At 67.7% G+C, this 20,965-nt stretch carries 16 protein-coding genes; 5 read left to right on the plus strand and 11 right to left on the minus strand.

Features of this window, described 5'->3' with window-relative positions; translation table 11 throughout:
- Nucleotides 1–59: 59 nt before the first annotated feature.
- A complete protein-coding gene (locus FQK05_RS16690; RefSeq protein ID WP_158968891.1) occupies nt 60–1,133 on the plus strand; it encodes a YeeE/YedE family protein in 1,074 nt (357 codons plus the stop codon).
- A 4-nt stretch (nt 1,134–1,137) separates the two neighbouring features.
- On the opposite strand, the gene FQK05_RS16695 is transcribed toward FQK05_RS16690, so the two are convergent.
- On the minus strand, nt 1,138–2,247 hold the full coding sequence (locus FQK05_RS16695) for a flavin-containing monooxygenase (protein WP_158968893.1): 1,110 nt from the start codon (nt 2,245–2,247) through the stop codon (nt 1,138–1,140).
- Nucleotides 2,248–2,422: 175 nt separating this feature from the next.
- Nucleotides 2,423–4,684, minus strand: a complete 2,262-nt coding sequence (locus FQK05_RS16700) for a primosomal protein N' (protein WP_158968895.1) — start codon at nt 4,682–4,684, stop codon at nt 2,423–2,425.
- A gap of 108 nt (nt 4,685–4,792) precedes the next feature.
- Between FQK05_RS16700 and fsa the strand changes: the two genes are divergently transcribed.
- The 3 genes from fsa to FQK05_RS16715 all read left to right on the plus strand — a co-directional run bounded on the left by fsa (nt 4,793) and on the right by FQK05_RS16715 (nt 7,224).
- Entirely contained in the window at nt 4,793–5,446 is a 654-nt protein-coding gene (fsa, locus tag FQK05_RS16705) for a fructose-6-phosphate aldolase (RefSeq protein WP_158968897.1), read from the plus strand.
- Between the two features lie 147 nt (nt 5,447–5,593).
- On the plus strand, nt 5,594–6,301 hold the full coding sequence (locus tag FQK05_RS16710; protein ID WP_158968899.1) for a DUF484 family protein: 708 nt from the start codon (nt 5,594–5,596) through the stop codon (nt 6,299–6,301).
- Nucleotides 6,283–7,224, plus strand: coding sequence for a tyrosine recombinase XerC (locus FQK05_RS16715; RefSeq protein ID WP_158968901.1), 942 nt, complete (start codon nt 6,283–6,285; stop codon nt 7,222–7,224). The genes FQK05_RS16710 and FQK05_RS16715 overlap by 19 nt, the downstream gene beginning before the upstream one ends.
- Before the next feature lie 50 nt (nt 7,225–7,274).
- On the opposite strand, the gene FQK05_RS16720 is transcribed toward FQK05_RS16715, so the two are convergent.
- From FQK05_RS16720 to FQK05_RS16750, 7 genes are all read right to left on the minus strand, one after another.
- Nucleotides 7,275–7,754 carry a hypothetical protein gene (locus FQK05_RS16720; protein WP_158968903.1) on the minus strand — a complete coding sequence of 160 codons (480 nt, stop codon included), beginning with the start codon at nt 7,752–7,754 and terminating at the stop codon, nt 7,275–7,277.
- A gap of 85 nt (nt 7,755–7,839) precedes the next feature.
- Nucleotides 7,840–8,295 carry a methylated-DNA--[protein]-cysteine S-methyltransferase gene (locus FQK05_RS16725; RefSeq protein ID WP_158968905.1) on the minus strand — a complete coding sequence of 152 codons (456 nt, stop codon included), beginning with the start codon at nt 8,293–8,295 and terminating at the stop codon, nt 7,840–7,842.
- Nucleotides 8,296–8,437: 142 nt separating this feature from the next.
- Nucleotides 8,438–11,410: an isoleucine--tRNA ligase gene (ileS, locus tag FQK05_RS16730; protein ID WP_158968907.1), complete on the minus strand. Its 2,973-nt coding sequence runs from the start codon at nt 11,408–11,410 to the stop codon at nt 8,438–8,440.
- A gap of 273 nt (nt 11,411–11,683) precedes the next feature.
- A complete protein-coding gene (locus tag FQK05_RS16735; protein ID WP_158968909.1) occupies nt 11,684–12,412 on the minus strand; it encodes a VIT1/CCC1 transporter family protein in 729 nt (242 codons plus the stop codon).
- A gap of 173 nt (nt 12,413–12,585) precedes the next feature.
- Nucleotides 12,586–13,599 (minus strand): YcjF family protein, encoded by a 1,014-nt coding sequence (locus tag FQK05_RS16740; RefSeq protein ID WP_158968911.1) that lies wholly within the window; start codon nt 13,597–13,599, stop codon nt 12,586–12,588.
- A complete protein-coding gene (locus FQK05_RS16745; RefSeq protein WP_233270548.1) occupies nt 13,596–14,045 on the minus strand; it encodes a GNAT family N-acetyltransferase in 450 nt (149 codons plus the stop codon). The genes FQK05_RS16740 and FQK05_RS16745 overlap by 4 nt, the downstream gene beginning before the upstream one ends.
- Nucleotides 14,042–15,457, minus strand: coding sequence for a YcjX family GTP-binding protein (locus FQK05_RS16750; protein WP_158968913.1), 1,416 nt, complete (start codon nt 15,455–15,457; stop codon nt 14,042–14,044). Before FQK05_RS16750 ends, FQK05_RS16745 begins: the two co-directional genes overlap by 4 nt.
- A gap of 381 nt (nt 15,458–15,838) precedes the next feature.
- Here FQK05_RS16750 and truA point away from each other — a divergent pair, with 381 nt between their 5' ends.
- Nucleotides 15,839–16,609 carry a tRNA pseudouridine(38-40) synthase TruA gene (truA, locus tag FQK05_RS16755; protein ID WP_158968915.1) on the plus strand — a complete coding sequence of 257 codons (771 nt, stop codon included), beginning with the start codon at nt 15,839–15,841 and terminating at the stop codon, nt 16,607–16,609.
- Between the two features lie 12 nt (nt 16,610–16,621).
- On the opposite strand, the gene FQK05_RS16760 is transcribed toward truA, so the two are convergent.
- Both FQK05_RS16760 and gcvP read right to left on the minus strand, forming a co-directional pair.
- Complete coding sequence (locus FQK05_RS16760) at nt 16,622–17,464, minus strand: c-type cytochrome (protein WP_233270549.1); 843 nt, start codon at nt 17,462–17,464, stop codon at nt 16,622–16,624.
- 503 nt (nt 17,465–17,967) lie between these two features.
- A complete protein-coding gene (gcvP, locus tag FQK05_RS16765; RefSeq protein WP_158968919.1) occupies nt 17,968–20,835 on the minus strand; it encodes an aminomethyl-transferring glycine dehydrogenase in 2,868 nt (955 codons plus the stop codon).
- Nucleotides 20,836–20,965 lie beyond the last annotated feature (130 nt).

Below are 20,965 nucleotides of genomic sequence, written 5' to 3' on the forward strand. Positions count from 1 at the left end.
AGGCACAGAAGGCCCGATCCGGCACACATATTCGAATGTGATTCGGGAAAGATGCGCACATGGACACTCTCGATCAGGTTGTATCGCTGGCCGAGCGGATCGGCGAAGGACCGACGGCGGCGCTGTTCGGTCTGGTGACCGGCACGATCTTCGGTGTGGCGGCACAGCGGTCGCGGTTCTGCCTGCGTGCGGCAACGGTGGAATTCGCCCGCGGACGGCTGGGCGACAAGGTGGCGGTATGGCTGCTGACCTTTTCCACCGCCATGGTCTGGGTGCAGGCCGCCGGCCTTGCGGGGCTGATGCGGTCGGCCGATGCGCGGATGATGGCGGTGCCGGGCAGCTGGTCGGGGGCGGCCATCGGCGGGTTGATTTTCGGGATCGGCATGGTGCTGGCCCGCGGCTGTTCCGGCCGCCTTCTGGTGCTGGCCGCCACCGGCAACCTACGGTCGGTCGTGTCGGGCCTGATCTTCGCCGTGGTCGCACAGATGAGCCTGTCGGGCATGCTGGCCCCCCTGCGGGAGCGGCTGGCGGGGCTGTGGATCACGTCGGGCGGGCGCAACATGGACCTGTCGGCCTGGATCGGCCTGCCCGACTGGGGCGGGCTGGTGCTGGGCGCCGGGACGGCGGCGGTGGCGCTGGTGATCGCGCGGCGGAACCGGATCGGCGCCGCCCGTCTGGTCTTTGCCTCGGGCGTGGGCTTTGCCGTGGCGGTCGGCTGGGTCCTGACCTACGCTCTGGCACAAGTGGCGTTCGAGCCTGTGCAGATCGAAAGCGCCACCTTCACCGGGCCCTCCGCCCATACGCTGATGTTCTTCCTGGTCCGCGACCCGGTGCTGGAATTCGACATCGGGCTGGTTCCAGGCGTTTTCATCGGCGCGCTGGTCGCCGCAGCCCTGGCCGGAGAGCTGAAGATTCAGGCCTTCGACGGTCCCGTCGCGATGCGAAAGGCGATGATCGGGGCGGCGCTGATGGGCTTTGGCGGCATGCTGGCCGGCGGCTGTGCCATCGGCGCGGGCGTGACCGGATCGTCGATCTTCGTGGGCACCGCGTGGCTCGCACTGTTCATGATGTGGGTCGGCGCGATGGGGACCGACCTTCTGGTCGACCAGCGCAGCCTGGCCCCGGCGGCCTGACACTTCAGCCGCCTGCGATATCCTTGGCAATGGCCTGGGATTCCATCCGGATCTGGCCCAGCTGCCCCATGGACGACGGGTTGTAGGCGCAGAAATAAAGGCCCTTCCAGGCCGTCGGTCCGCCGCAGACCTGTGGCCGCCCGTCATCGGTCAGCACCTCCGGCGCCGGGCCCAGATAGGGGCGCAGGTCAACGCGATAGCCGGTTGCCATGATGATGGCGTCATAGGACCCGGTAGAGCCGTCCTCGTAATGCACCACCTCGCCCTCGACCCGTCGGGCCCCCGGGCGTACCTTGATCCTGCCCTCGCGGATCGCGTCCAGCGTGCCGATGTCGATCAGGGGCACGCGCCCCTCCTCGCGGATCTGGGTGACGGGGCCGTGTTTCGATTTCCGCAGGCCGTACTTCGTATAGTCGCCCAAGGCGCGGCGCAGAATCGGCCCGGTGATCGCGTCGGCCAGCCGGTGGGGCAGGATCTTCTGCAACAGGCCCATGGACTGGATCGGCCGCCCGAACAGTTCGCGGGGCAGGATGTTCACCTCGTTCCGGACGCAGATGTCGACGGCATTGCCGAACTCCGCCATGTCCAGTGCGATCTCTCCGCCGGAATTGCCGAACCCCACCACCAGCACCCGCTGCCCGTCGAACGGCACAGGGTTGCGATAGGCCGACGAATGGACAACCGTCCCCGGGAACCCGTCCAGCCCCGGCCAGTCCGGCACGAAGGGCTCCTGCGACAGACCGGTGCAGAAGACCACGATCTCGCCCGTTTCCGTTCCCTTGTCGTGCTGCACCTCCCACCCGCCGGGCGTCTGCTGGACGGACTGGACAGAGGTTCCGAAAACCGGGTCCACACCCTGGGCCATGGCATAGTCTTCCAGATAGGAAATCAGCTGCAGGCGCGACGGATAGCGCGGCCAGTCGTCCGGCATCGGGTGATCCGGCAGGTGCGACAGCCAGCGCGGGGTGTGCAGGTGCAGCCGGTCATAGTGCCGGTGCCAGCTGGACGCGACCCGATCCGACCGTTCCAGCACGGTAACCGCGGCCCCGTCCCGTTTCAGGCAGGCCGCAACCGCCAGCCCCGCGGGGCCTGCCCCGATCACGATTGCCTGCACACCCTGTCCCCTCTCCTTGTCGCGACGCCAGACTGGCCCGGATCGCAGCGGCGGACAAGCACGCGAAGGGGGCCGGTCCAGCGGATCGCGAGCTGTCACGCCCATCCGGTCGCCTTGCCTGGTCCACTTCGGAACACCCGCCGGCAGGGCCAACCCAACGGCCGGCCCCTGATCGTCAAAGAAAGCTTTGCGGGTCGATGTCGACGGCCAGCCGCAGATCGCCCTTTGGCCGCACCGGCGCCAGCCAACGGGCCAGCGCGGCCTGCAGCGGCGCCCCCTTGTCGGCCTTGACCAGCAACCGCACCCGGTGCCGTCCGCGGATCCGCGCGATGGGCGCAGGCGCGGGCCCGAAGACCTGGGCCCCGATCTGGCGCATCGGCGCGTCGTTGCGGGCCAGCGCTTCGCCCAGGTCGAAGACCTGCGCCACGTCCGTGCCCGACAGGATGATCCCGGCCATCCGGCCATAGGGCGGGACACCCGCCTGCTGGCGTTCGGCAGCCTCGGCGGCCCAGAACGCCTCCTCGTCGCCGCCCAGGATGGCGCGGATCACCGGGTGTTCGGGCTGGTACGTCTGCAGAAGCGCCACGCCCGGCCGTTCCGCCCGGCCCGCGCGCCCCGCCACCTGGCGCATCAGCTGGAAGGTCCGTTCCGCCGCGCGCAGGTCGGACCCCTGCAGACCCAGGTCCGCGTCGATCACGCCCACCAGCGTCAGCAGCGGGAAATTGTGCCCCTTGGCCACCAGCTGCGTGCCCAGGATGATATCGGCGCTCCCCGCCGCGATCTCTTCGATCGCGGCCTTCAGCGCGCGGGCGGACCCGAAGAGGTCGGAACTCAGCACCGCCTGTTTCGCATCCGGGAACAGCGCCGCTGCTTCCTCGGCCAGCCGTTCGATACCCGGGCCTACGGCGGTCATCTTGCCTTCGACCTTGCAGGACGGGCAGACATCGGGCACCGGCATGGTGGTGCCGCACTGGTGACACATCAGCCGCTTCAGGAACCGGTGCTCCACCATCCGCGCGTCGCAATGGGGGCAGGCCACCTGTTCGCCGCAGGCCCGGCACAGCGTCACCGGCGCAAAGCCGCGGCGGTTGATGAAGAGAAGCGACTGTTCCCCCTTCTCCAGCCGCTGTGACACCGCCTGCCGCAGCGTCGGGGAAATCCAGTGCCCGGGCTGAAGCCGTTCGGCCCGCATGTCGATGGTCCGCATTTCCGGCAGCTGCGATGCCCCGAACCGCGCCGGCAGGTCCAGGCGGCGGTATTTCCCGGCCTCGGCATTGGCCCAGCTTTCCAGGCTGGGCGTGGCAGAGGCCAGCACCACGCGCGCCCCGCAGATCGCGGCCCGCAGCACCGCCATGTCGCGCGCGTTGTAAAGAACCCCGTCCTCCTGCTTGTAGGAGGTATCGTGTTCCTCATCCACGACGATCAGGCCCAGGCGCTGGAACGGCAGGAACAGGGCCGACCGGGCGCCGACCACCAGATCGGCCTCCCCCTCGCCCACCATGCGCCAGACACGACGGCGTTCGGTCATGGTCACGCCGGAATGCCATTCGGCCGGCCGCGCGCCGAACCGCGCCTCGACCCGGGTGATGAATTCGGCGGTCAGCGCGATTTCCGGCAGCAGCACCAGCGCCTGCTTGCCCGCGGCCAGCGCGGCCGCCACCGCCTCAAGATAGACCTCGGTCTTGCCGGACCCGGTGACGCCCTTCAGCAGGGTCGTGCCGTAGGTGTCGGACCGGGCTTCCTCCCGCAGGACCTCGGCCGCCGCTTCCTGGCCTTCGGTCAGGTCCTTGCTGGGGCGGGACGGGTCCAGGCGCGGGAACGGCATGTCGCGGGGGCTTTCCTCTTCCCGCACCGCACCGGCATCGACCAGCCCCTTCACGACAGACGGCGTCACGCCCGCCAGTTCCGCCAGTTCCTTCAGCGTGAAGGCCGGGCCCTGATGGCCGCCATGTTCCTCCAGCACCTCGATCACGCGGATGCGGGCATCGGTCATCCGGGCCGGTTCCCCCTCGCCCAGGCGATAGACCTTGCGCATCGACGGCGGATCGCCCAACCCCGGCGCGCGGGTGGCCAACCGCAGCATCGCGGGCATCGGCGTCAGCGTGTAATCGGCAGCGCGCTGCAAGAATTCCCGCAACTCGTCCCGCATCGGCGCCGCGTCCAGCACGCGGGACACGGTCCGGATCTTCGATCGGTCGAAATCCCCCGCCCCCGGCCCCCAGACCACGCCCAGCACCTTGCGCGGGCCCAGCGGCACCTCGACATAGGCGCCCAAGCGCACCCCGCCTTCGGGCGCCTTGTAGTCCAGCGTGCGGTCCAGCGGCTGTGTCGTCTGCACCGCCACCAGCGCGCCGGGCGGGAAGACGTCGTCGTCCCAGGCCCCGGACGCGCCGACGTCCGCCGGATCCGGGCCGAACAGCGGCCCAGGCCCGGTCATGACCGGCCCCGCAGCGGGACAGAGAGGTGGCAAGGGGGTTTCGGCATCACGCGTCCTGCGGTAAAGCGCGCGCAAGTCCGTGCCAAGCCCAACCCGAGGATGCACCCTATGAAATTCTTCGTCGACAGCGCCGACATCGCCGCCATCACCGAGCTGAACGAGCTTGGCATGGTCGACGGTGTCACCACCAACCCGTCCCTGATCATGAAATCCGGGCGCGATATCCTGGAAGTGACCAAGGAGATCTGCAGCATCGTGTCGGGCCCCGTCTCGGCCGAGGTGGTGGCCACCGACGCCGCCACGATGATCGAGGAAGGCCTGAAGCTGGCCGCGATCGCCGACAACATCGCCGTCAAGGTGCCGCTGACCTGGGACGGGCTGAAGGCCTGCAAGTACCTGTCGGACCAGAACCACATGGTCAATGTCACGCTCTGCTTCTCGGTCAACCAGGCGCTTCTGGCGGCAAAGGCGGGGGCCACGTTCATTTCGCCGTTCATCGGCCGGCTGGACGACATCAACCTGGACGGGATGGAGCTGATCGAGGACATCCGCACCGTCTATGACAACTACGACTTCCAGACCCAGATCCTCGCCGCGTCGATCCGGACGGTCAATCACGTGGCCGACAGCGCGCGTATCGGCGCCGACGTGATCACCGCCCCGCCGGAAGTGATCCGCAAGCTGGCCGATCATCCGCTGACCGACAAGGGCCTGGCGGCCTTCCTGGCGGACTGGGAAAAGACCGGCCAGAAGATCCTTTAGGCCAGGCAGGTCCAAGAGGTCCCGGCGCCACACCTGCGGGCGCCGGGTGAAATAGTTGAAGATTTTGGCCTAGTCCCCTGTTACGGTGTCGCAAATGCTGGCGGGACCCCACCTGCACGGCATCGCACGACAGATTGCGGGGACCAAATGAGCAGTACGGCCAAGATTGACCCGGAAACCCGGGACAAGTTGTTGACCCGTCCGGATGTGATTCTGGACGATCCCGACCTGATGCGCGCCCTGGTCAGCGCGACCGAAGCGGCGCGCGGCGACAATATCGTCGACATGCGCGGCATGGCCATGCAGCGGTTGGAATCGCGGCTGGACCGGCTGGAAAACCTCCACCGTTCCGTGATTGCCGCGGCCTATGACAGCATTTCCGGCACCAACCAGATCCACCGCGCGGTGCTGAAGCTGCTGGATCCCGACACCTTCGAAGGTTTCGTCACGGGCCTGGGCAGCGACGTGGCCCAGATCCTGCGGGTCGAGGCGATCCACCTGGTGCTGGAATCGGCCCAAGGTGACGAGGCCGCGACCCTGGGCCGCCTGGGAGACGTGCTGCGGGTGATGGGGCCGGGCTTCGTCCAGACCTACATCTCGCGCGGGGACACCGGCAGGCAGGTGGTGCTGCGCCAGTTGCGCCATGCCGGCGCGGACATCTACGGCGCCAAGGCCGGCAGGGTCCGGTCCGAGGCCTGCATGGTCCTGGACCTGGGCACCGGGCGGGCGCCGGCGCTGCTGGTGATCGGGTCGGGCGATGCGAAACAGTTCTCGCCCCAGCAGGGCACGGACCTTCTGGCCTTCTTCGCCGGGGTCTTCGAGAGGACCATGCGACAATGGCTGAAACGGGCCTGATCTCTCCTGCAGCGCGGGATGCGTTGCAGACCTGGCTGGAGGTCATGGCCGCCGTCGACGGCGCCAGCCCCGCGACCGTGACGGCCTATCGCACCGATGTCGTGGGCTTCCTGTCCTTCATGACCCTGCACCATGGCGAGCGCGAGGGGCTGGGGGCGCTGGCCAAGATCACCGTCACCGACATGCGCGCCTGGATGGCCGAAGAACGCAAGACCGGGATTTCCGCCCGGTCCCTGGCACGGCGGCTGTCGGCGGTGAAAAGCTTCTATCGCTGGCTGGCCCGGCGCGAAGGGTTCGAACCCACGGCCGTGCTGTCGACACGGTCGCCCAAGTTCCTTAAGAAACTGCCCCGCCCCCTGAGCGAAAGTGCCGCCAAGGAGATGCTGGGCGAGGTCGAGATGGACGCGGCCGAGCCCTGGATCGCCGCACGCGATGCGGCCGTGGTGACGCTGCTTTACGGCTGTGGGCTGCGGATATCCGAAGCGCTGGGCCTGACGGGCGATGCGGTCCCGCTGCCGGCGACGCTGAAGATCCGCGGCAAGGGCGGCAAGGAACGGATGGTACCTGTGTTGCCGGCCGCCCGCGACGCGGTCGACCGCTATGTCACCCTGTGCCCCTACCCTGTCGAACGCGGTGTGGCGCTGTTTCGCGGCGCGCGCGGCGGGGCGCTGAACCCGCGGCTGATCCGGGGCGCGATGGCCCGGGCGCGGCTGCGGATGGGCCTGCCGTCGACCGCCACACCCCATGCCCTGCGCCACAGCTTCGCCAGCCACCTGCTGGCCAATGGCGGCGATCTGCGGGCGATCCAGGAACTGCTGGGCCATGCGTCCCTGTCGACCACGCAGGTCTACACAGCCGTCGACACAGCGCGGCTGATGGAGGTCTATGAAACGGCCCACCCAAGGGCGCAACGGCGGGCCTGAGGGCAGCAAGGCGCTTCACCAAGCGCCTTGGCCCGGGTTGCAGGCGTCGGTCAGAAAACCTGGTCCAGCATCACGTCCTTGCCGTTGAACGCAAAGCTGTCGCCTTCCGCCAGGCCCTGCATGGCGCGGTAGATCGGGCTTTGTTCCGAAATTCCCATGTAGCGCTCTCCCCCGACCTCGAAGGCGTCGGTCGATACGGCCACGACGAAGTTCTTGCCCGAGAATGACACGACCGCGCCGGCCATCACCTCGGACTTCAGGCCGAAATCCAGGTTTTCCAGCGCATCCACCTTGGCCTGGTGCGTCTGCACCGGGTGATCGAAGGAATGGGCCAGGTCCAGGCTTTCCGTCGCCTCGGCCACGGCGGACCGGTCCTGCTGTGCGCCCTCGCCCATCACGGCGTCGCTCAGGTAGGCACGGTAATGTTCCTTCGCCACCTCCAGCTCGTGCGCTTCCAGGGCCATCATGCGGTCATAGATTGCCGCCTTCAGCGCGGCCCGGTCTTTGTTCGTGTCTTGGGTCGGGCTCATCGCTCCGCTCTCCTCCGTCTTCCGATTGTCCAATGATGTGATCGCAATGACGGCAGAGTTCAATCCCGCCGCGACGCGAAGGCCTTCAGATCAGGAACCCGCCGGCCTTTTCGTGGATCAGAAGCTGCACCTTGGTCTCAACCCCTTCGCCGCCGGAAAAGCCGGTCAGGCCCCTGGCGCCCATCACCCGGTGACAGGGGATCACGACCGCGATCGGGTTGCGTCCGCAGGCCTGGCCCACTGCCTGGGCGGGATGGCCCAGTGCCTTGGCGATATCGCCATAGGTCCTTGTCTCGCCGAACGGGATCGCCGACATCTGCGCGCAGACGGCCTTCTGGAAATCGTTGCCGCGGACCGCAAGCGGCAGATCGAAGACCTTCAGTTCCCCGGCCTCATAGGCGCGGATCTGGGCCACGGCCTCGCGCAGAAGCGCCGTCGCCGCGTCATGCGTGTCATCGGCCCAGGTCAGGCGCACGATGGCGCCGTCGTCCTCGGTGACGCACAGGGTTCCGAAACGGGTATCGACAGCGACGCTGGGCATGGCATCAAGCTGACCGGGACCGCGGCCCGGATCAACCCGGTTCGTGACATTTGCGGCAACGCGACTGCCTTGGCACGACATCCCGCTCAGGCGGGATGCAGGACGGAACACCCGGCGCCGGGCATGGCCCGGCGCAAGGCAATCAGGATAGCGCCGCGTCGCAGCGGCCGCAGACGCCTTCGTGCCCGTGCTGGCCGACATCGGGCAGGATCTTCCAGCAGCGCTGGCACTTCTGCCCTTCGGCCTTTTCGAACACCACGCCCACGCCTTCGACCTCTGGCAGGCGGAAGGCCTCGGCCGGGCTGGGATCTGCGGTCAGGGTCAGGGCCGAGGTGATGCAGAGATCATCCATCGGCATCGCCTTCAGCACCGCCAGAACGCCCGCGTCCTCGACATGGACGACCGGCGCGGCCTCCAGGCTGGCCCCGATGGTCTTTTCGCGGCGCTGGATTTCCAGCGCCGCGGTGACCACGCGGCGGACCTTGCGCATGGATGCGATCCGCACCGCCAGGTCGTCGTTCCGCCAATCCGCCGGCGTGTCCGGCATGTCGACCAGATGGACGGAACTGTCGTCGCCCGGATAACGTTCCAGCCAGACCTCTTCCATGGTGAAGACCAGGATCGGCGCCAGCCAGGTGGTGATGCGGTGAAACAGCAGGTCCAGCACGGTCCGCGCCGCGCGGCGGTCGACCGTATCGCCGTCGCAGTAAAGCGCATCCTTCCGCACGTCGAAATAGAACGCCGACAGATCACCGGTTGCGAAGGTGAAGACCGCCTGGAACACGCCCTGGAAGTCGAAGGCGGCATAGCCCTTGCGCACCACCTCGTCCAGTTCGGCCATCCGGTGCAGGACCCAGGCGTCCAGGTCCGGCATGTCCGACACGTCGATCCGGTCGGCCTCGGTAAAGTCCGACAAGGACCCCAGCATGAAGCGCATGGTGTTGCGCAGCCGGCGATAGCTGTCGGCCACGCCCTTCAGGATCTCCGGCCCGATCCGCTGGTCGGCGGTGTAATCCGTCTGCGCCACCCACAGCCGCAGGATATCGGCGCCGTACTGCTTGACGATCTCGTCCGGCCCGATGGTATTGCCGAGCGACTTGGACATCTTGTTGCCCTTCTCGTCCAGCGTGAAGCCATGGGTGACCACGTTGCGATAGGGCGCGCGGCCCAGCGTGCCGCAGGCCTCCAGCAGCGACGAATGGAACCACCCGCGGTGCTGGTCGGTGCCTTCCATGTAGACGTCGGCGATGCCGTCCGCGGTCCCGTCTGCCCGGTCGCGCAGCACGAAGGCATGAGTCGAGCCGGAGTCGAACCAGACGTCGAGGATATCGTCGACCTTGTTCCATTCCGCCGGGTCGTAATCATTGCCCAGGAAGCGTTCCTTGGCACCGTCCTTGTACCAGGCATCGGCGCCTTCGGCCTCGAACGCCTCGGTGATGCGGGCGTTGACCTTCGGATCGCGCAGCAGGAAATCCGGGTCGGTCGGCAGCGCGCCCACCTTGGTAAAGCAGGTCAGCGGCACACCCCAGGCACGCTGGCGCGACAGCACCCAGTCGGGGCGCGTTTCCATCATCGAATGCAGGCGGTTGCGGCCAGACACCGGCGTGAATTTCACCAGGTCCTCGATCGACTTCAGCGCGCGTTCGCGGATCGTCTCGCCATAGGTGTCCTGCCCGTCACCGATCTTGCGGTCGATGGCGGCGAACCATTGCGGCGTGTTGCGATAGATCACCGGCGCCTTGGACCGCCAGCTGTGCGGGTACGAATGCTTGATCTTGCCGCGGGCCAGAAGACCGCCGACCTCGGTCAGCTTGGCGATGACGGCGGCGTTGGCGTCGCCTTCCCAGCTGCCGTTCTTGGCCTTGGCGCGCAGGATCTTCTTGCCGCCGAAGAAGGGCAGATCCGCACGGAACGACCCGTCGTCCATCACGTTGTAGGTGATGACCTGCTCCAGCATGCCGAGGCCACGATAAAGCTCGTATTCCTCCATCCCGTGGGACGGCGCGCAGTGGACGAAGCCCGTGCCTTCCTCGTCGGTGACGAAGTCGGCGGCGCGGAAATCGCGTTCGACATTCCACTCGCCATTTGCACCTTCAACATTGGCAAGTGGGTGCATTACCCAAGCGATTTCGTTGGGATCAACATCGCTAACTCGACGATACATGCCCGGTTCCAGACGGGCGCGCTTCATCACTTCGTCCGCAAGCTTATCGGCAAGAACGAACTTTTCGCCAACCGCTGCCCAGCATTCTTCCGGAGTGCCAGTAACCTCATAAAGTCCATAAGCAATGTCGTCGCCGAAAACGACGGCCTTGTTAGAAGGCAGTGTCCAAGGTGTAGTGGTCCAGATTACGACAAAGGTTTTCTGCATGTCGGAAAGCGGATGCTTTTCCAAGTCAGGCCACACATTGCGATCATTACTAAGCCCGCCTACCCGGAACTTCACCCAGACCGTCGGGCTTTCCTTGTCGTGGTATTCGACCTCGGCCTCGGCCAGCGCGGTTTCCTCGACCGGCGACCACATCACGGGCTTGGATCCCTGGTAGAGCGTACCGTTCATCAGGAACTTCATGAATTCCTCGGCGATGACACGCTCGGCATGGAAGTTCATGGTCAGGTAGGGGTCGGCCCAGTTGCCGGTGATGCCAAGGCGCTTGAACTCCTCGCGCTGGATGTCGACCCAGCCTTCGGCGAACTTGCGGCATTCCTGCCGGAATTCGACCACCGGAACGGCGTCCTTGTCCTTGCCCTTGGCACGGTACTGTTCCTCGATCTTCCATTCGATGGGCAGGCCGTGGCAGTCCCAGCCGGGGACATAGCCGGAATCGAAGCCCATCATCTGGTGCGAGCGGACGATGATGTCCTTGATCGTCTTGTTCAGCGCGTGCCCGATATGCAGGTGCCCGTTGGCGTAGGGCGGGCCGTCATGCAGCGTGAAGGGCGTGCGGCCCTGCTTTTCCCGCAGGCGGTCATAGACGCCGATCCTGGCCCAGCGGTCCAGCCATTCCGGTTCGCGCTTGGGCAGGCCCGCGCGCATCGGGAAATCGGTTTTCGGCAGGTTCAGCGTATCTTTGTAATCGACGGTCTTCGTCTCGGTCGGCGTGTCGGCGCACATCGGGTGGCGTCCTCAGGTTCGGAAAGTCGGAAAGCAGGGTGGACGCAAAGCCGGACCGAATGGGTCGCGCGGCCGGGCGCCCGGCAAGGATGACCCGGCCGCTCTGACGGATCAGAGCGCCGGGACGCTAATTCGGATCAACATGCGCAGTAGGCTGTTCATGGCGCGGGTTATAGGCAGGTGGCGCAGCAGGGTAAAGAGACCGGTCAACGCTGCCCCGGGGCAAGACCCCAGAGGCATGGGCCTTCGCGGCGGCGGCCGGCCCCGCCGCCTTCAGACCTGGAACAGGGTTCCCACGACATAGGCCAGCCCGGCCGCCACCCCGCCGATGGCCAGAGTCTCGGCCCCGGACCGCCACCAGGGCGCAAGCGACCACAGGCTTTTCAGCGCGCCGATGGCGAAGAAGACGACCAGCGTCAGCCCGGCAGACACCCGGAATGCGTCCGCAAGGCCGAAAAGGAACGGCAGCATAGGCACCATGCCCGCGGCCAGGAAGGCGCCGAAGGTCGCAAGCGCGGCACGCAGCGGTCTCGGATCGACTTCGCCCAACCCGTATTCGCCTTCGACCATCAGGGCGATCCAGGCCTCGCGGTCGGCACAGATCGCGTCGGTCGCGGCCTCCAGCACCTTGCCGGTCAGCCCCTTGCGCCGCAGGATCTCGCGAACTTCCAGCCGCTCGCCATCGGGATAGAGGTCGATATGCCGCTTCTCGATCTCGCGCACGCGGGCGACATTGTCGACCTGCGCCTTGGTGGCGGAATAGTTGCCCACCGCCATCGAAAAGCCGTCGGCCAGCACATTGGCAAAGCCCAGCGCCAGGACGATGAACGGGGACAGGCCGGCGCCCGCGACACCGGCCACGATCGCGAAGGTCGTCACCGACCCGTCGATCGCCCCGTATACGACATCGCCCAGCACACCCTTCCCCGGCGGCGCATCGATGCGCGCCGCCACCTCTCCGGGCGTGTGTCCATGCTCTGGCGTGTCGGGTGGCTGAAGCATTCGGGGATCCCGGGAACCATGGTTGGGTCGGGCCACATTGCGTCAGATCATTGACATGCACAATTCGCAATATGTTCGCATGGACACTCTGACCGCTCCCGAACCGGCAAGACGGGACGCGCAGGCGCCCCGGCGGGGTGGGCGGACGGGCCCACGACGGGGCGATGCGGGACTCAGCCCTCCCGCTCGGCCCGGGAAAACAGGCCCGTCAGCGCCGCCTTCACGATGGCCCGCGACGACGGGCGCAGGCCGGGCGAAAACGGCAGCGGCCGGCAGACATCCATCGCGGCCAGCCCCACCCGCGCCGTCAGGGCACCGTTCACCAGCCCTTCGCCGAAGCGGCGCGAGAGCTTCGACAGGATCGTCCCGCCCATCACCGGCTCGATCATGTCATCGAGCGCGGCCACCGCACCGGTCGCCAGCATGTGCCCCAGCACGGCGCGGGTCAGCCGCCAGCTGCCGATGACACCCGACCGCCCGCCATAGATCTCGGCGATCCGGCGGATCATCCGCAGCGCATTGGCCAGCGCCGCCGCCACATCCGCCAGCGCCAGTGGCACCAGTGCCGTCACCATCGCCACCTGCCGGGCCGAGCTTTCGATTTCCAGCACCACGGCCCGGTCCAGCGGCGCCAGCAGGTCCTGTTCAACCAGCCGCAGGGTGTCCGAGGCCTCGAAACTGTCGCCCAGACGATCGGTGACCCGGGTTCTTCCATTCCCCGTCTCGGGCCGGTGGGCATAAAGGGCGACAACCCGCTTCGCCACGCCGCGCGCGCCTTCCAGATCGGCCGTCTCCAGCACCTTGGCAGCATCGGCGCGCAACCCGTCCAGCCGCGCCAGCCGGCCGATGGCCGCAATCTCGCGCAGAGCGATCAGGATGACGACCACCAGGAACGCCACCAGAAGGCCGGTCACGATCCAGCCCAGCACCGGCACGCGGGTCATCAGGTCCTCGGCAAAGCGCCAGGCGGCAAAGGACAGAAGCGCCGTCACCAGCGCCCCCAGCAGCGACCAGAACAGCTTGGCCAGGCGCGAGGCGCGCTGTCGTCGCCCGGCCAGCCGGGCCGCGGTCAACATCGCGGCGCCCTGCGGCACGCCGGGTTCCGGCACCGGCGGCGCCGCCGCCACGTCCAGCGCCGGCCCCTGCCGGTCATCTTCCAGATCGAAGATCACGGGTCCCCTGGTCATCTCGCATCCTCCGCCTGCCATTCATACAGAAAGTCCGGCAACCCTTCTTCGTTTCCGGTGCCGTCTCCGGTCCCGGCTTGCCGGAAGCCCTGCGCCCGGTAAAAGGCCTGGGCCCCGGCATTGACCTGGAAGCAGCGCAGCCAAAGCCGGTCCTGCCGCCCCTTGGCATCCGCCAGAAGCGCCGCCCCATGGCCCTGCCGCCGCGCCGCATCGGTGATGTAAAGCGCACAGATCTCCGCGCCGTCCCGGGCGATGAAACCTGCGGGCACGCCTTCCCTCTCGGCCACGCGGACCCAGCCGCGGTCGATCAGCGTACCGCAGAAGGCCACCGTCTCGGCCCCGCTGTAAAGCTTCGGCATCCAGGGCGTCCGCGCCTGGAAATCGTGCAGGATATCCCCCAGCACGCCCGCATCCAGCGGCCGTGCCGGCCGCAGCGTGCCGGTCACAGCCGGTCCCCGATCAGGAATTCCGCGGCGCGGTCCAGCCGGATATGGGGCGGACCGTCGCCGGGTTTCAGCGTCAGCGGCGACGGGGCAAAGGACATGTGCCCGAAATCTTCCTGCAGCCAGCGGTCCTCGCCCGCCCGCGCCGGCGACAGGATCCGCGCCGGATCCTCGGGCAGTTCGCCCGGATAGAACGCCACCTGCCGCCCCGTGCCGGCGACGATGCCGCGGACGCAAGGCAGCTCGCGGCCGTGATGCTCGCGCATCTCCTCGGTCGTGGCACGCAATGCGGCGATGGACATGGCGGCGGTCTCGGCGCCGGCGAATTGCGCCCGGTCGCGCGCCTCGCGCGTCAGCGCCTCCATGATCGCGGTCAGGCGGGGGTGTTGCAGGTGATGCAGGTGATCGGCCTTGGTCGCGGCGAAGAGGATCCTTTCCACCCGCCGCCCCATCAGGATCTGGGTCAGCCAGGAATTGCGGCCCGGCCTGAAGGCGCCTAGGATCTCGGCCATGGCCAGGCGCATGTCTTCGACCGCGCGGGGGCCCGAATGGATCGCGCCCAGCGCATCCACCAGCACGATCTGCCGGTCGATGCGCGAAAAATGGTCCCGGAAGAAGGGCCGCACGACCTGGCTCTTGTAGGCCTCGAACCGCCGCGCCATCTCGTGCAGCAGCGTGCCCCGCTTCGGTCCGGCATCCCGCGGCAGGGGCGCGAAGGTCAGCACGGGCGACCCCGCCATCTCTCCCGGCAGCAGGAACCGCCCCGGCGTGCAGTCATAGTACCCGGCATCGCGCGCGGCCTGCAGATAGGCGGCAAAGCTTTCGGCCAGCCGCTTGGCCACCGGTTCCTCGAAGCGCTGTGCGGCGTCGGTCTCGCGGACCAGCGACAGATAGGCCGCGCCCTCGGGCCGCCCCTCCAGCCGGTCGAGGACGTCGGCCGACCAGTTGTCGTAGCTGCGGTCCATCAGGCCCAGGTCCAGCAGCCATTCGCCCGGATAGTCGACGATGTCCAGGTGCACGGTCCGCGGGCCCTGAAGCCCGCCCAGGAAGCCGCCGGGCTGGACCTTAAGCGACAGCCGCAACTCGCTGACCGCCCGGGTGCTGTCGGGCCAGTGCGGGACCGGCGCGGTCAGGGCGTCGCGATGCGTCTCGAAATCGAAGCGCGGAATCGTGTCGTCGGGCTGGGGCTGGAGATACGCCGCCTGGATCCGACCGTCCCGCGCGGCCACCAGCCCGGGCATCCGGCCCCGGTCCAGCAGGTTCGCCACCAGCGAGGTGATGAACACCGTCTTGCCCGCGCGCGCCAGCCCGGTCACGCCCAGCCGGATCGTCGGATCGGTGAACGCGCCCGTGACGGCATCGCCGACGCTCTCGACGCTGCGCACAAGCCCGTCGGCAAGTGTAGAGATGACCACGTCCGGTTCTGCCCCTTCTGACCTCGCAATCTACATAAGCCCCTCCGCAGCCGCTCGCCAGTGGCAGGACCGCGCGGGACCCTGACGGGCCGTCCGGTCGCGGGGCCGGTCGCGGCAGGACAGGTGGGGGCGCTGCCCCCACACCCCCGAGATATTTGAAGATCAAAGAAGGGAAAGGCGCAGTCCCTGGCTGTGTTGGACGGCGCGGTTCACAGCCTGCAGCGCCCTGCGGGGACGACTTTCCGGCGCCTGTCCGGGGGCCGCCTGCCCCCTTCTTCTCCTTCCAAATACTCCCCTTTGCACCGCTTGCGGCAGGGGGGCGGACCACAGGGATCGCGCACGGGCCTTGCCCGGCAGCGCGGCGCGGACTAGGAGGCGCGCATGCCCCGTTATGCCCTTCGTGTCGAATATGATGGCGGCCCCTTCGCGGGCTGGCAGCGCCAGGCCGACCAGCCGTCGGTCCAGGGCGCAATCGAGGCCGCACTGGCGAAGCTGGAGCCGCGCGCGCACACGATCGCCGCGGCCGGCCGCACCGATGCTGGCGTCCATGCGCTGGCACAAGTGGCGCATTGCGACATGGAGAAAAGCTGGGATCCATTCCGATTGTCGGAAGCGTTGAACCATCATCTGAAGCCCGCGCCGGTTGCCATCACCGTCGCCGCGGCTGTCGATGACGACTGGCATGCAAGGTTCTCGGCGGTGGAACGGCGCTATCTCTACCGGATCCTGCTGCGCCGGGCGCCGCCGACGCTGATCCACGGCCAGGTCTGGAAGATCGGTCACGACCTTGATGCCGAAGCCATGCAGAAAGGTGCGAACCATCTGCTGGGACGGCACGATTTCACGACCTTCCGCGCCTCGATCTGTCAGGCGAAAAGCCCGGTGAAGACGGTCGATGCCGTGGACGTGGCGCGGGTCGATGGCTTTTTCGGGCCTGAAATCCAGATCCGCGTCCGGGCGCGGTCCTTCCTGCACAACCAGGTGCGCAGCTTCGTCGGCACGCTCGAGCGCGTCGGCCGAGGCGCCTGGGCCCCGGACGATGTCCGGGCCGCGCTGGAGGCCCGCGACCGGGCCACCTGCGGGCCCGTGGCGCCGCCGACTGGGCTGTACCTGGCCGGCGTCGGCTACGACACGGATCCTTTCGCCCCGTAGCCGGCCCCGACCTTACCCCTTGTCGGGCAGCGGCGGCAGCGTGCGCAGGTAGGCCACAATGGCGTCCAGATCCCCGGGTGTCATGTGGGCAAGGTAGCCATAGGGCATCGGCGGCATCATCGGGCTGCCGTCCGGACGCGTGCCGTTCACGATCATCGCCTTCAGTTCGTCATCCGAGTAGCGGGCCAGCCCGTCCGCATGGCTGGTCAGGTTCGACGCGACCGAGGTGCCCCAGGGCCCATGGAACTCGAACCCGCCGCGGCCCAGGTCGGTGTCGACCATCGGTCCCTGCGGCCCCATCGGCGTGTGGCATTCCAGGCAATGGGTCACCGGGCCGGCCAGGTAGGCTCCGTATTCCACCGTGGGTCCCCGCGGGATGTCGGCCACCCCGGCGACCGGGGGCCCGTAGGCCGGGGGCAGCGGGATATTGTAGTGCGAGATACCCGGATCGTTCTCGATCCCCGGCAGGGTCCGCAGGAAGGCCACGATGGCCGCAAGGTCCGTATCCGAAAGACCGCGGTAGAAGGCAAAGGGCATCGGCGGGCCGATGACCGAACCGTCGGGGCGAATGCCTTCGCGGATCGCGCGGGCCAGTTCCGCATCGGACCAGCCGCCTATTGCGCCTGCGGGCGTGATATTGGGGGCAATGGCGGTGAAGGCCGGGTTCTTCTCGACCAGGCGGCCGGCCAGCTCCATGTTGGCGACCGGGCCATCGGGACCGATGGGCGTGTGGCAGTTTCCGCAGCCGGCGGGCCCGCGGACCAGGTATTCGCCGCGCTCCTGCAGGGTTTCGGCCGATACGGCCCCTGCGCCGGCCAGCACGGCGGCGGCCAGGCACATCGTCATCCGGTTCATGTCTTCCATTCCTCCCGAACCGGTTTTCCGGCCCTTGTTCTTGGTGGATTGCACCCGACCTGGGCTGCGACTCGCACGCTTTCCCTAACGTCAAGAATATCACGGAATGTACGATCCGGTGGGGAATTTCGTGGGCCCGGCGCGGCCTCCCCTGCCCGGCGCCGCCGCGTCCGGGCCTTGGCAGGGGTCATGTCGATCTGGACGCCATGGCTCAGTGCCGGATGGATGCGGGCGGCGCAGATGCTGGCGCCGGCCTGCACCGCGGTGTCACGATCCGGCCGCGGAAACATGCGATGATCAGGGAAGCAGGGCCGCGGCGTCTCAACCTCGCCCGGCGGCTGTCGTGCCACCGACGGAAAGCAGGGCGCGCGCGCCCCTTCTTCTCTTTCCAAATACCTCCCGCCGGAGGCATCCGACCGCAACGCCCGCGCCGCGGTCGGGAAACCGGCGGGCACCGGTCAGACCCGATCTGGCCCCATTGGCCCGGTCACGCCGGCCGGCGATTACTCAGCCGCGTCGGCATAGGCTTCCATCGGCGGGCAGGTGCAGGTCAGGTTGCGGTCGCCCCAGACATTGTCGACCCGGTTGACCGGCGGCCAGTACTTGTCGACCCGGAAGGATCCCGGCGGAAAACAGCCCTGTTCGCGGGAATAGGGCCGGTCCCAGTCGCGGACCAGGTCCTCCATCGTGTGGGGCGCGTTCTTCAGCGGATTGTTGTCGCGGTCGATCCGGCCCTCCTCGATATGCGCGATCTCGGCCCTGATCGCCAGCATCGCGTCGCAGAAGCGGTCGAGTTCGGCCTTGGTCTCGCTTTCCGTGGGCTCGACCATCAGCGTGCCCGCCACCGGCCAGCTCATCGTCGGCGCGTGGAAACCGCAATCGGCAAGGCGCTTGGCGATGTCGTCCACCGTCACGCCGGCGCTGTCCAGGAAGGGCCGCGTGTCCAGGATGCATTCATGCGCCACCCGCCCCTTGCCGCCCTTGAACAGCACGTCGAAGGCGCCTTCCAGCCGCTTGGCGATGTAGTTGGCGTTCAGGATCGCCACCCGCGTCGCCTGGGTCAGCCCCTCGCCCCCCATCATCAGGCAATAGGCCCAGGAGATCGGCAGAAGCGACGGCGAGCCGTAGGGCGCGGCGGACACCGGGCCGGTCTTGCCGCCCGTGGCCGGGTGGCCCGGCAGGAACGGCGTCAGGTGCGCCTTGACGCCGATCGGGCCCATGCCGGGGCCGCCGCCGCCATGGGGGATGCAGAAGGTCTTGTGCAGGTTCAGGTGGCTGACATCGCCGCCCAGGTCGCCGGGACGCGCCAGACCCACCATCGCGTTCATGTTGGCGCCGTCGATATAGACCTGTCCGCCATGTTCATGGGTGATGGCGCAGACCTCGCGCACCGTTTCCTCGAACACGCCATGGGTCGAGGGATAGGTGATCATGCAACCGGCCAGATTGGGCCCGTGCTTTTCCGCCTTGGCGCGGAAATCGTCCAGGTCGATATCCCCGTTCGCCGCCGATTTCACCGCCACCACGTCCCAGCCTGCCATCTGGGCCGAAGCCGGGTTGGTGCCGTGCGCGCTCATCGGGATCAGGCAGACCTTGCGGTGCCCTTCGCCATTGGCGATGTGGAAGGCGCGGATCGTCATCAGACCCGCGTACTCGCCCTGCGCGCCCGAATTGGGTTGCATGGAAAAGGCGTCGTAGCCGGTGATCGCGCAAAGCTTGGCCGACAGGTCGTCGATCATCTCCTTGTAGCCCAGCGCCTGGTTCGCCGGCACGAAAGGGTGGAGCGATGCGAATTCCGGCCAGCTGATCGGCATCATCTCGGCAGCCGCGTTCAGCTTCATGGTGCAGGATCCCAGCGGGATCATCGCGCGGTCCAGGGCCAGGTCGCGGTCGGCCAGGCGGCGCATGTAGCGCATCATCTCGGTCTCGGCCCGGTTCATGTGAAAGACCGGGTGGGTCATGAAATCGCTCTCGCGCTTCAGACCTTCGGGCAGGCGCTCGGCCTCGCCCTTCGCATCGTCGCGCAACGGGTCGTCCTTGGGCGCATCGATGCCGAAAGCGCGCCAGACGGCCTCGACCGTTGCCGCACGGGTCAGCTCGTCCAGCGTGATGCCGACCCTGGTCTGACCGACGCGGCGCAGATTCAGGCCCTCGCGTTCTGCCGCCTGCAGGACACCGCGCTGCAGCAGCCCGACGTCGACCGTGATCGTGTCGAAGAAAGCGCCCGGTGCCACGGCAAAGCCCGCCCCTTCCAGCCCGCGGGCCATGCGTGCGGTCAGGCGGTGGATGCGGTGGGCGATGGCCTTCAGGCCCACCGGCCCGTGGAAGACGCCATAGAAGGACGCCATCACCGCCAGCAGGGCCTGCGCGGTGCACACGTTCGACGTGGCCTTCTCGCGCCGGATATGCTGTTCGCGGGTCTGCAGCGACAGGCGATAGGCGCGGTTGCCCTGCGCATCGACGCTGACGCCGACAAGGCGGCCGGGCATCGACCGGACATGGGCCTGTTTCGTGGCCATATAGGCGGCGTGCGGCCCGCCATAGCCGATCGGCACGCCAAATCGCTGGGTCGACCCAACGGCGATGTCGGCACCCATGGCGCCCGGTTCCTTCAGCAGGGTCAGCGCCATCGGGTCTGCGGCGACCACGGCGATGGCCTTGGCTGCGTGCAGTGCGGCGATTTCGGGCGTGAAATCGCGGATCTCGCCATGGGTGCCGGGATACTGGAAGACGGCGCCGAAGACGGTTTCGGGGTCCAGCGCCTCGGGCGCGCCGACGATGATCTCGATCCCCAGCGGTTCGGCCCGGGTCTTCATCACGGCAATGTTCTGGGGGTGGCAGTTTTCATCGACGAAGAACGCCTTCGACTTCGACTTCGCCACGCGTTCGGCCATGGTCATGGCTTCGGCACAGGCCGTGGCCTCGTCCAGCAGGGACGCGTTCGCGACCTCCAGGCCCGTCAGGTCGCCCATCATGGTCTGGAAGTTCAAAAGCGCCTCCAGCCGGCCCTGGCTGATCTCGGCCTGGTAGGGCGTATAGGCCGTGTACCAGGCGGGGTTTTCCAGGATGTTGCGCTGGATCGCGGGCGGCGTGACCGTGCCGTGATAGCCCTGCCCGATCAGCGAGGTCATGACCTTGTTCTTCGCCGCCACCTTGCGCATCCGCGCCAGGAGGTCGCGTTCGGACAGGGGATCCTCGAAGACCAGCGGATCGACGGCGCGGATCGATCCCGGGACCGTCTCGTCGATCAGGGCGTCCAGCGTGGGGGCGCCCACGACATCCAGCATCGCCTCCATTTCCGAAGGCGACGGGCCGATATGGCGGCGGTTGGCGAAATCGTAGGGATCGTAGTCGGTGGACAGGTCGGTCATCGCGTCTCTCCTTTGCCGGGCCGTCATCGTGCCGGCGGCACGGGCCCCAAGGTCCGACCGGCCACGGCAATGGCCGCGGCGCAGGGCCGGCGTGAAATTCCGTTCGGATCGCGGGCAGCCTTCGTGGCCG

It is taken from the genome of Chachezhania sediminis, from assembly GCF_009765275.1.
Classification (GTDB): Bacteria; Pseudomonadota; Alphaproteobacteria; order Rhodobacterales; family Rhodobacteraceae; genus Chachezhania; species Chachezhania sediminis.

Excerpts from the sequence above, each read along its gene's own strand:
- FQK05_RS16710 (WP_158968899.1), top strand. The coding sequence starts at position 5,594 with ATGAGCAGTACGGCCAAGATTGACCCGGAAACCCGGGACAAGTTGTTG.
- FQK05_RS16760 (WP_233270549.1), bottom strand. The coding sequence starts at position 17,464 with ATGAACCGGATGACGATGTGCCTGGCCGCCGCCGTGCTGGCCGGCGCA.
- FQK05_RS16735 (WP_158968909.1), bottom strand. The coding sequence starts at position 12,412 with ATGCTTCAGCCACCCGACACGCCAGAGCATGGACACACGCCCGGAGAG.
- FQK05_RS16690 (WP_158968891.1), top strand. The coding sequence starts at position 60 with ATGGACACTCTCGATCAGGTTGTATCGCTGGCCGAGCGGATCGGCGAA.
- fsa (WP_158968897.1), top strand. The coding sequence starts at position 4,793 with ATGAAATTCTTCGTCGACAGCGCCGACATCGCCGCCATCACCGAGCTG.
- FQK05_RS16740 (WP_158968911.1), bottom strand. The coding sequence starts at position 13,599 with ATGACCAGGGGACCCGTGATCTTCGATCTGGAAGATGACCGGCAGGGG.
- FQK05_RS16720 (WP_158968903.1), bottom strand. The coding sequence starts at position 7,754 with ATGAGCCCGACCCAAGACACGAACAAAGACCGGGCCGCGCTGAAGGCG.
- FQK05_RS16700 (WP_158968895.1), bottom strand. The coding sequence starts at position 4,684 with ATGACCGGGCCTGGGCCGCTGTTCGGCCCGGATCCGGCGGACGTCGGC.
- FQK05_RS16715 (WP_158968901.1), top strand. The coding sequence starts at position 6,283 with ATGGCTGAAACGGGCCTGATCTCTCCTGCAGCGCGGGATGCGTTGCAG.
- truA (WP_158968915.1), top strand. The coding sequence starts at position 15,839 with ATGCCCCGTTATGCCCTTCGTGTCGAATATGATGGCGGCCCCTTCGCG.
- FQK05_RS16725 (WP_158968905.1), bottom strand. The coding sequence starts at position 8,295 with ATGCCCAGCGTCGCTGTCGATACCCGTTTCGGAACCCTGTGCGTCACC.
- gcvP (WP_158968919.1), bottom strand. The coding sequence starts at position 20,835 with ATGACCGACCTGTCCACCGACTACGATCCCTACGATTTCGCCAACCGC.
- ileS (WP_158968907.1), bottom strand. The coding sequence starts at position 11,410 with ATGTGCGCCGACACGCCGACCGAGACGAAGACCGTCGATTACAAAGAT.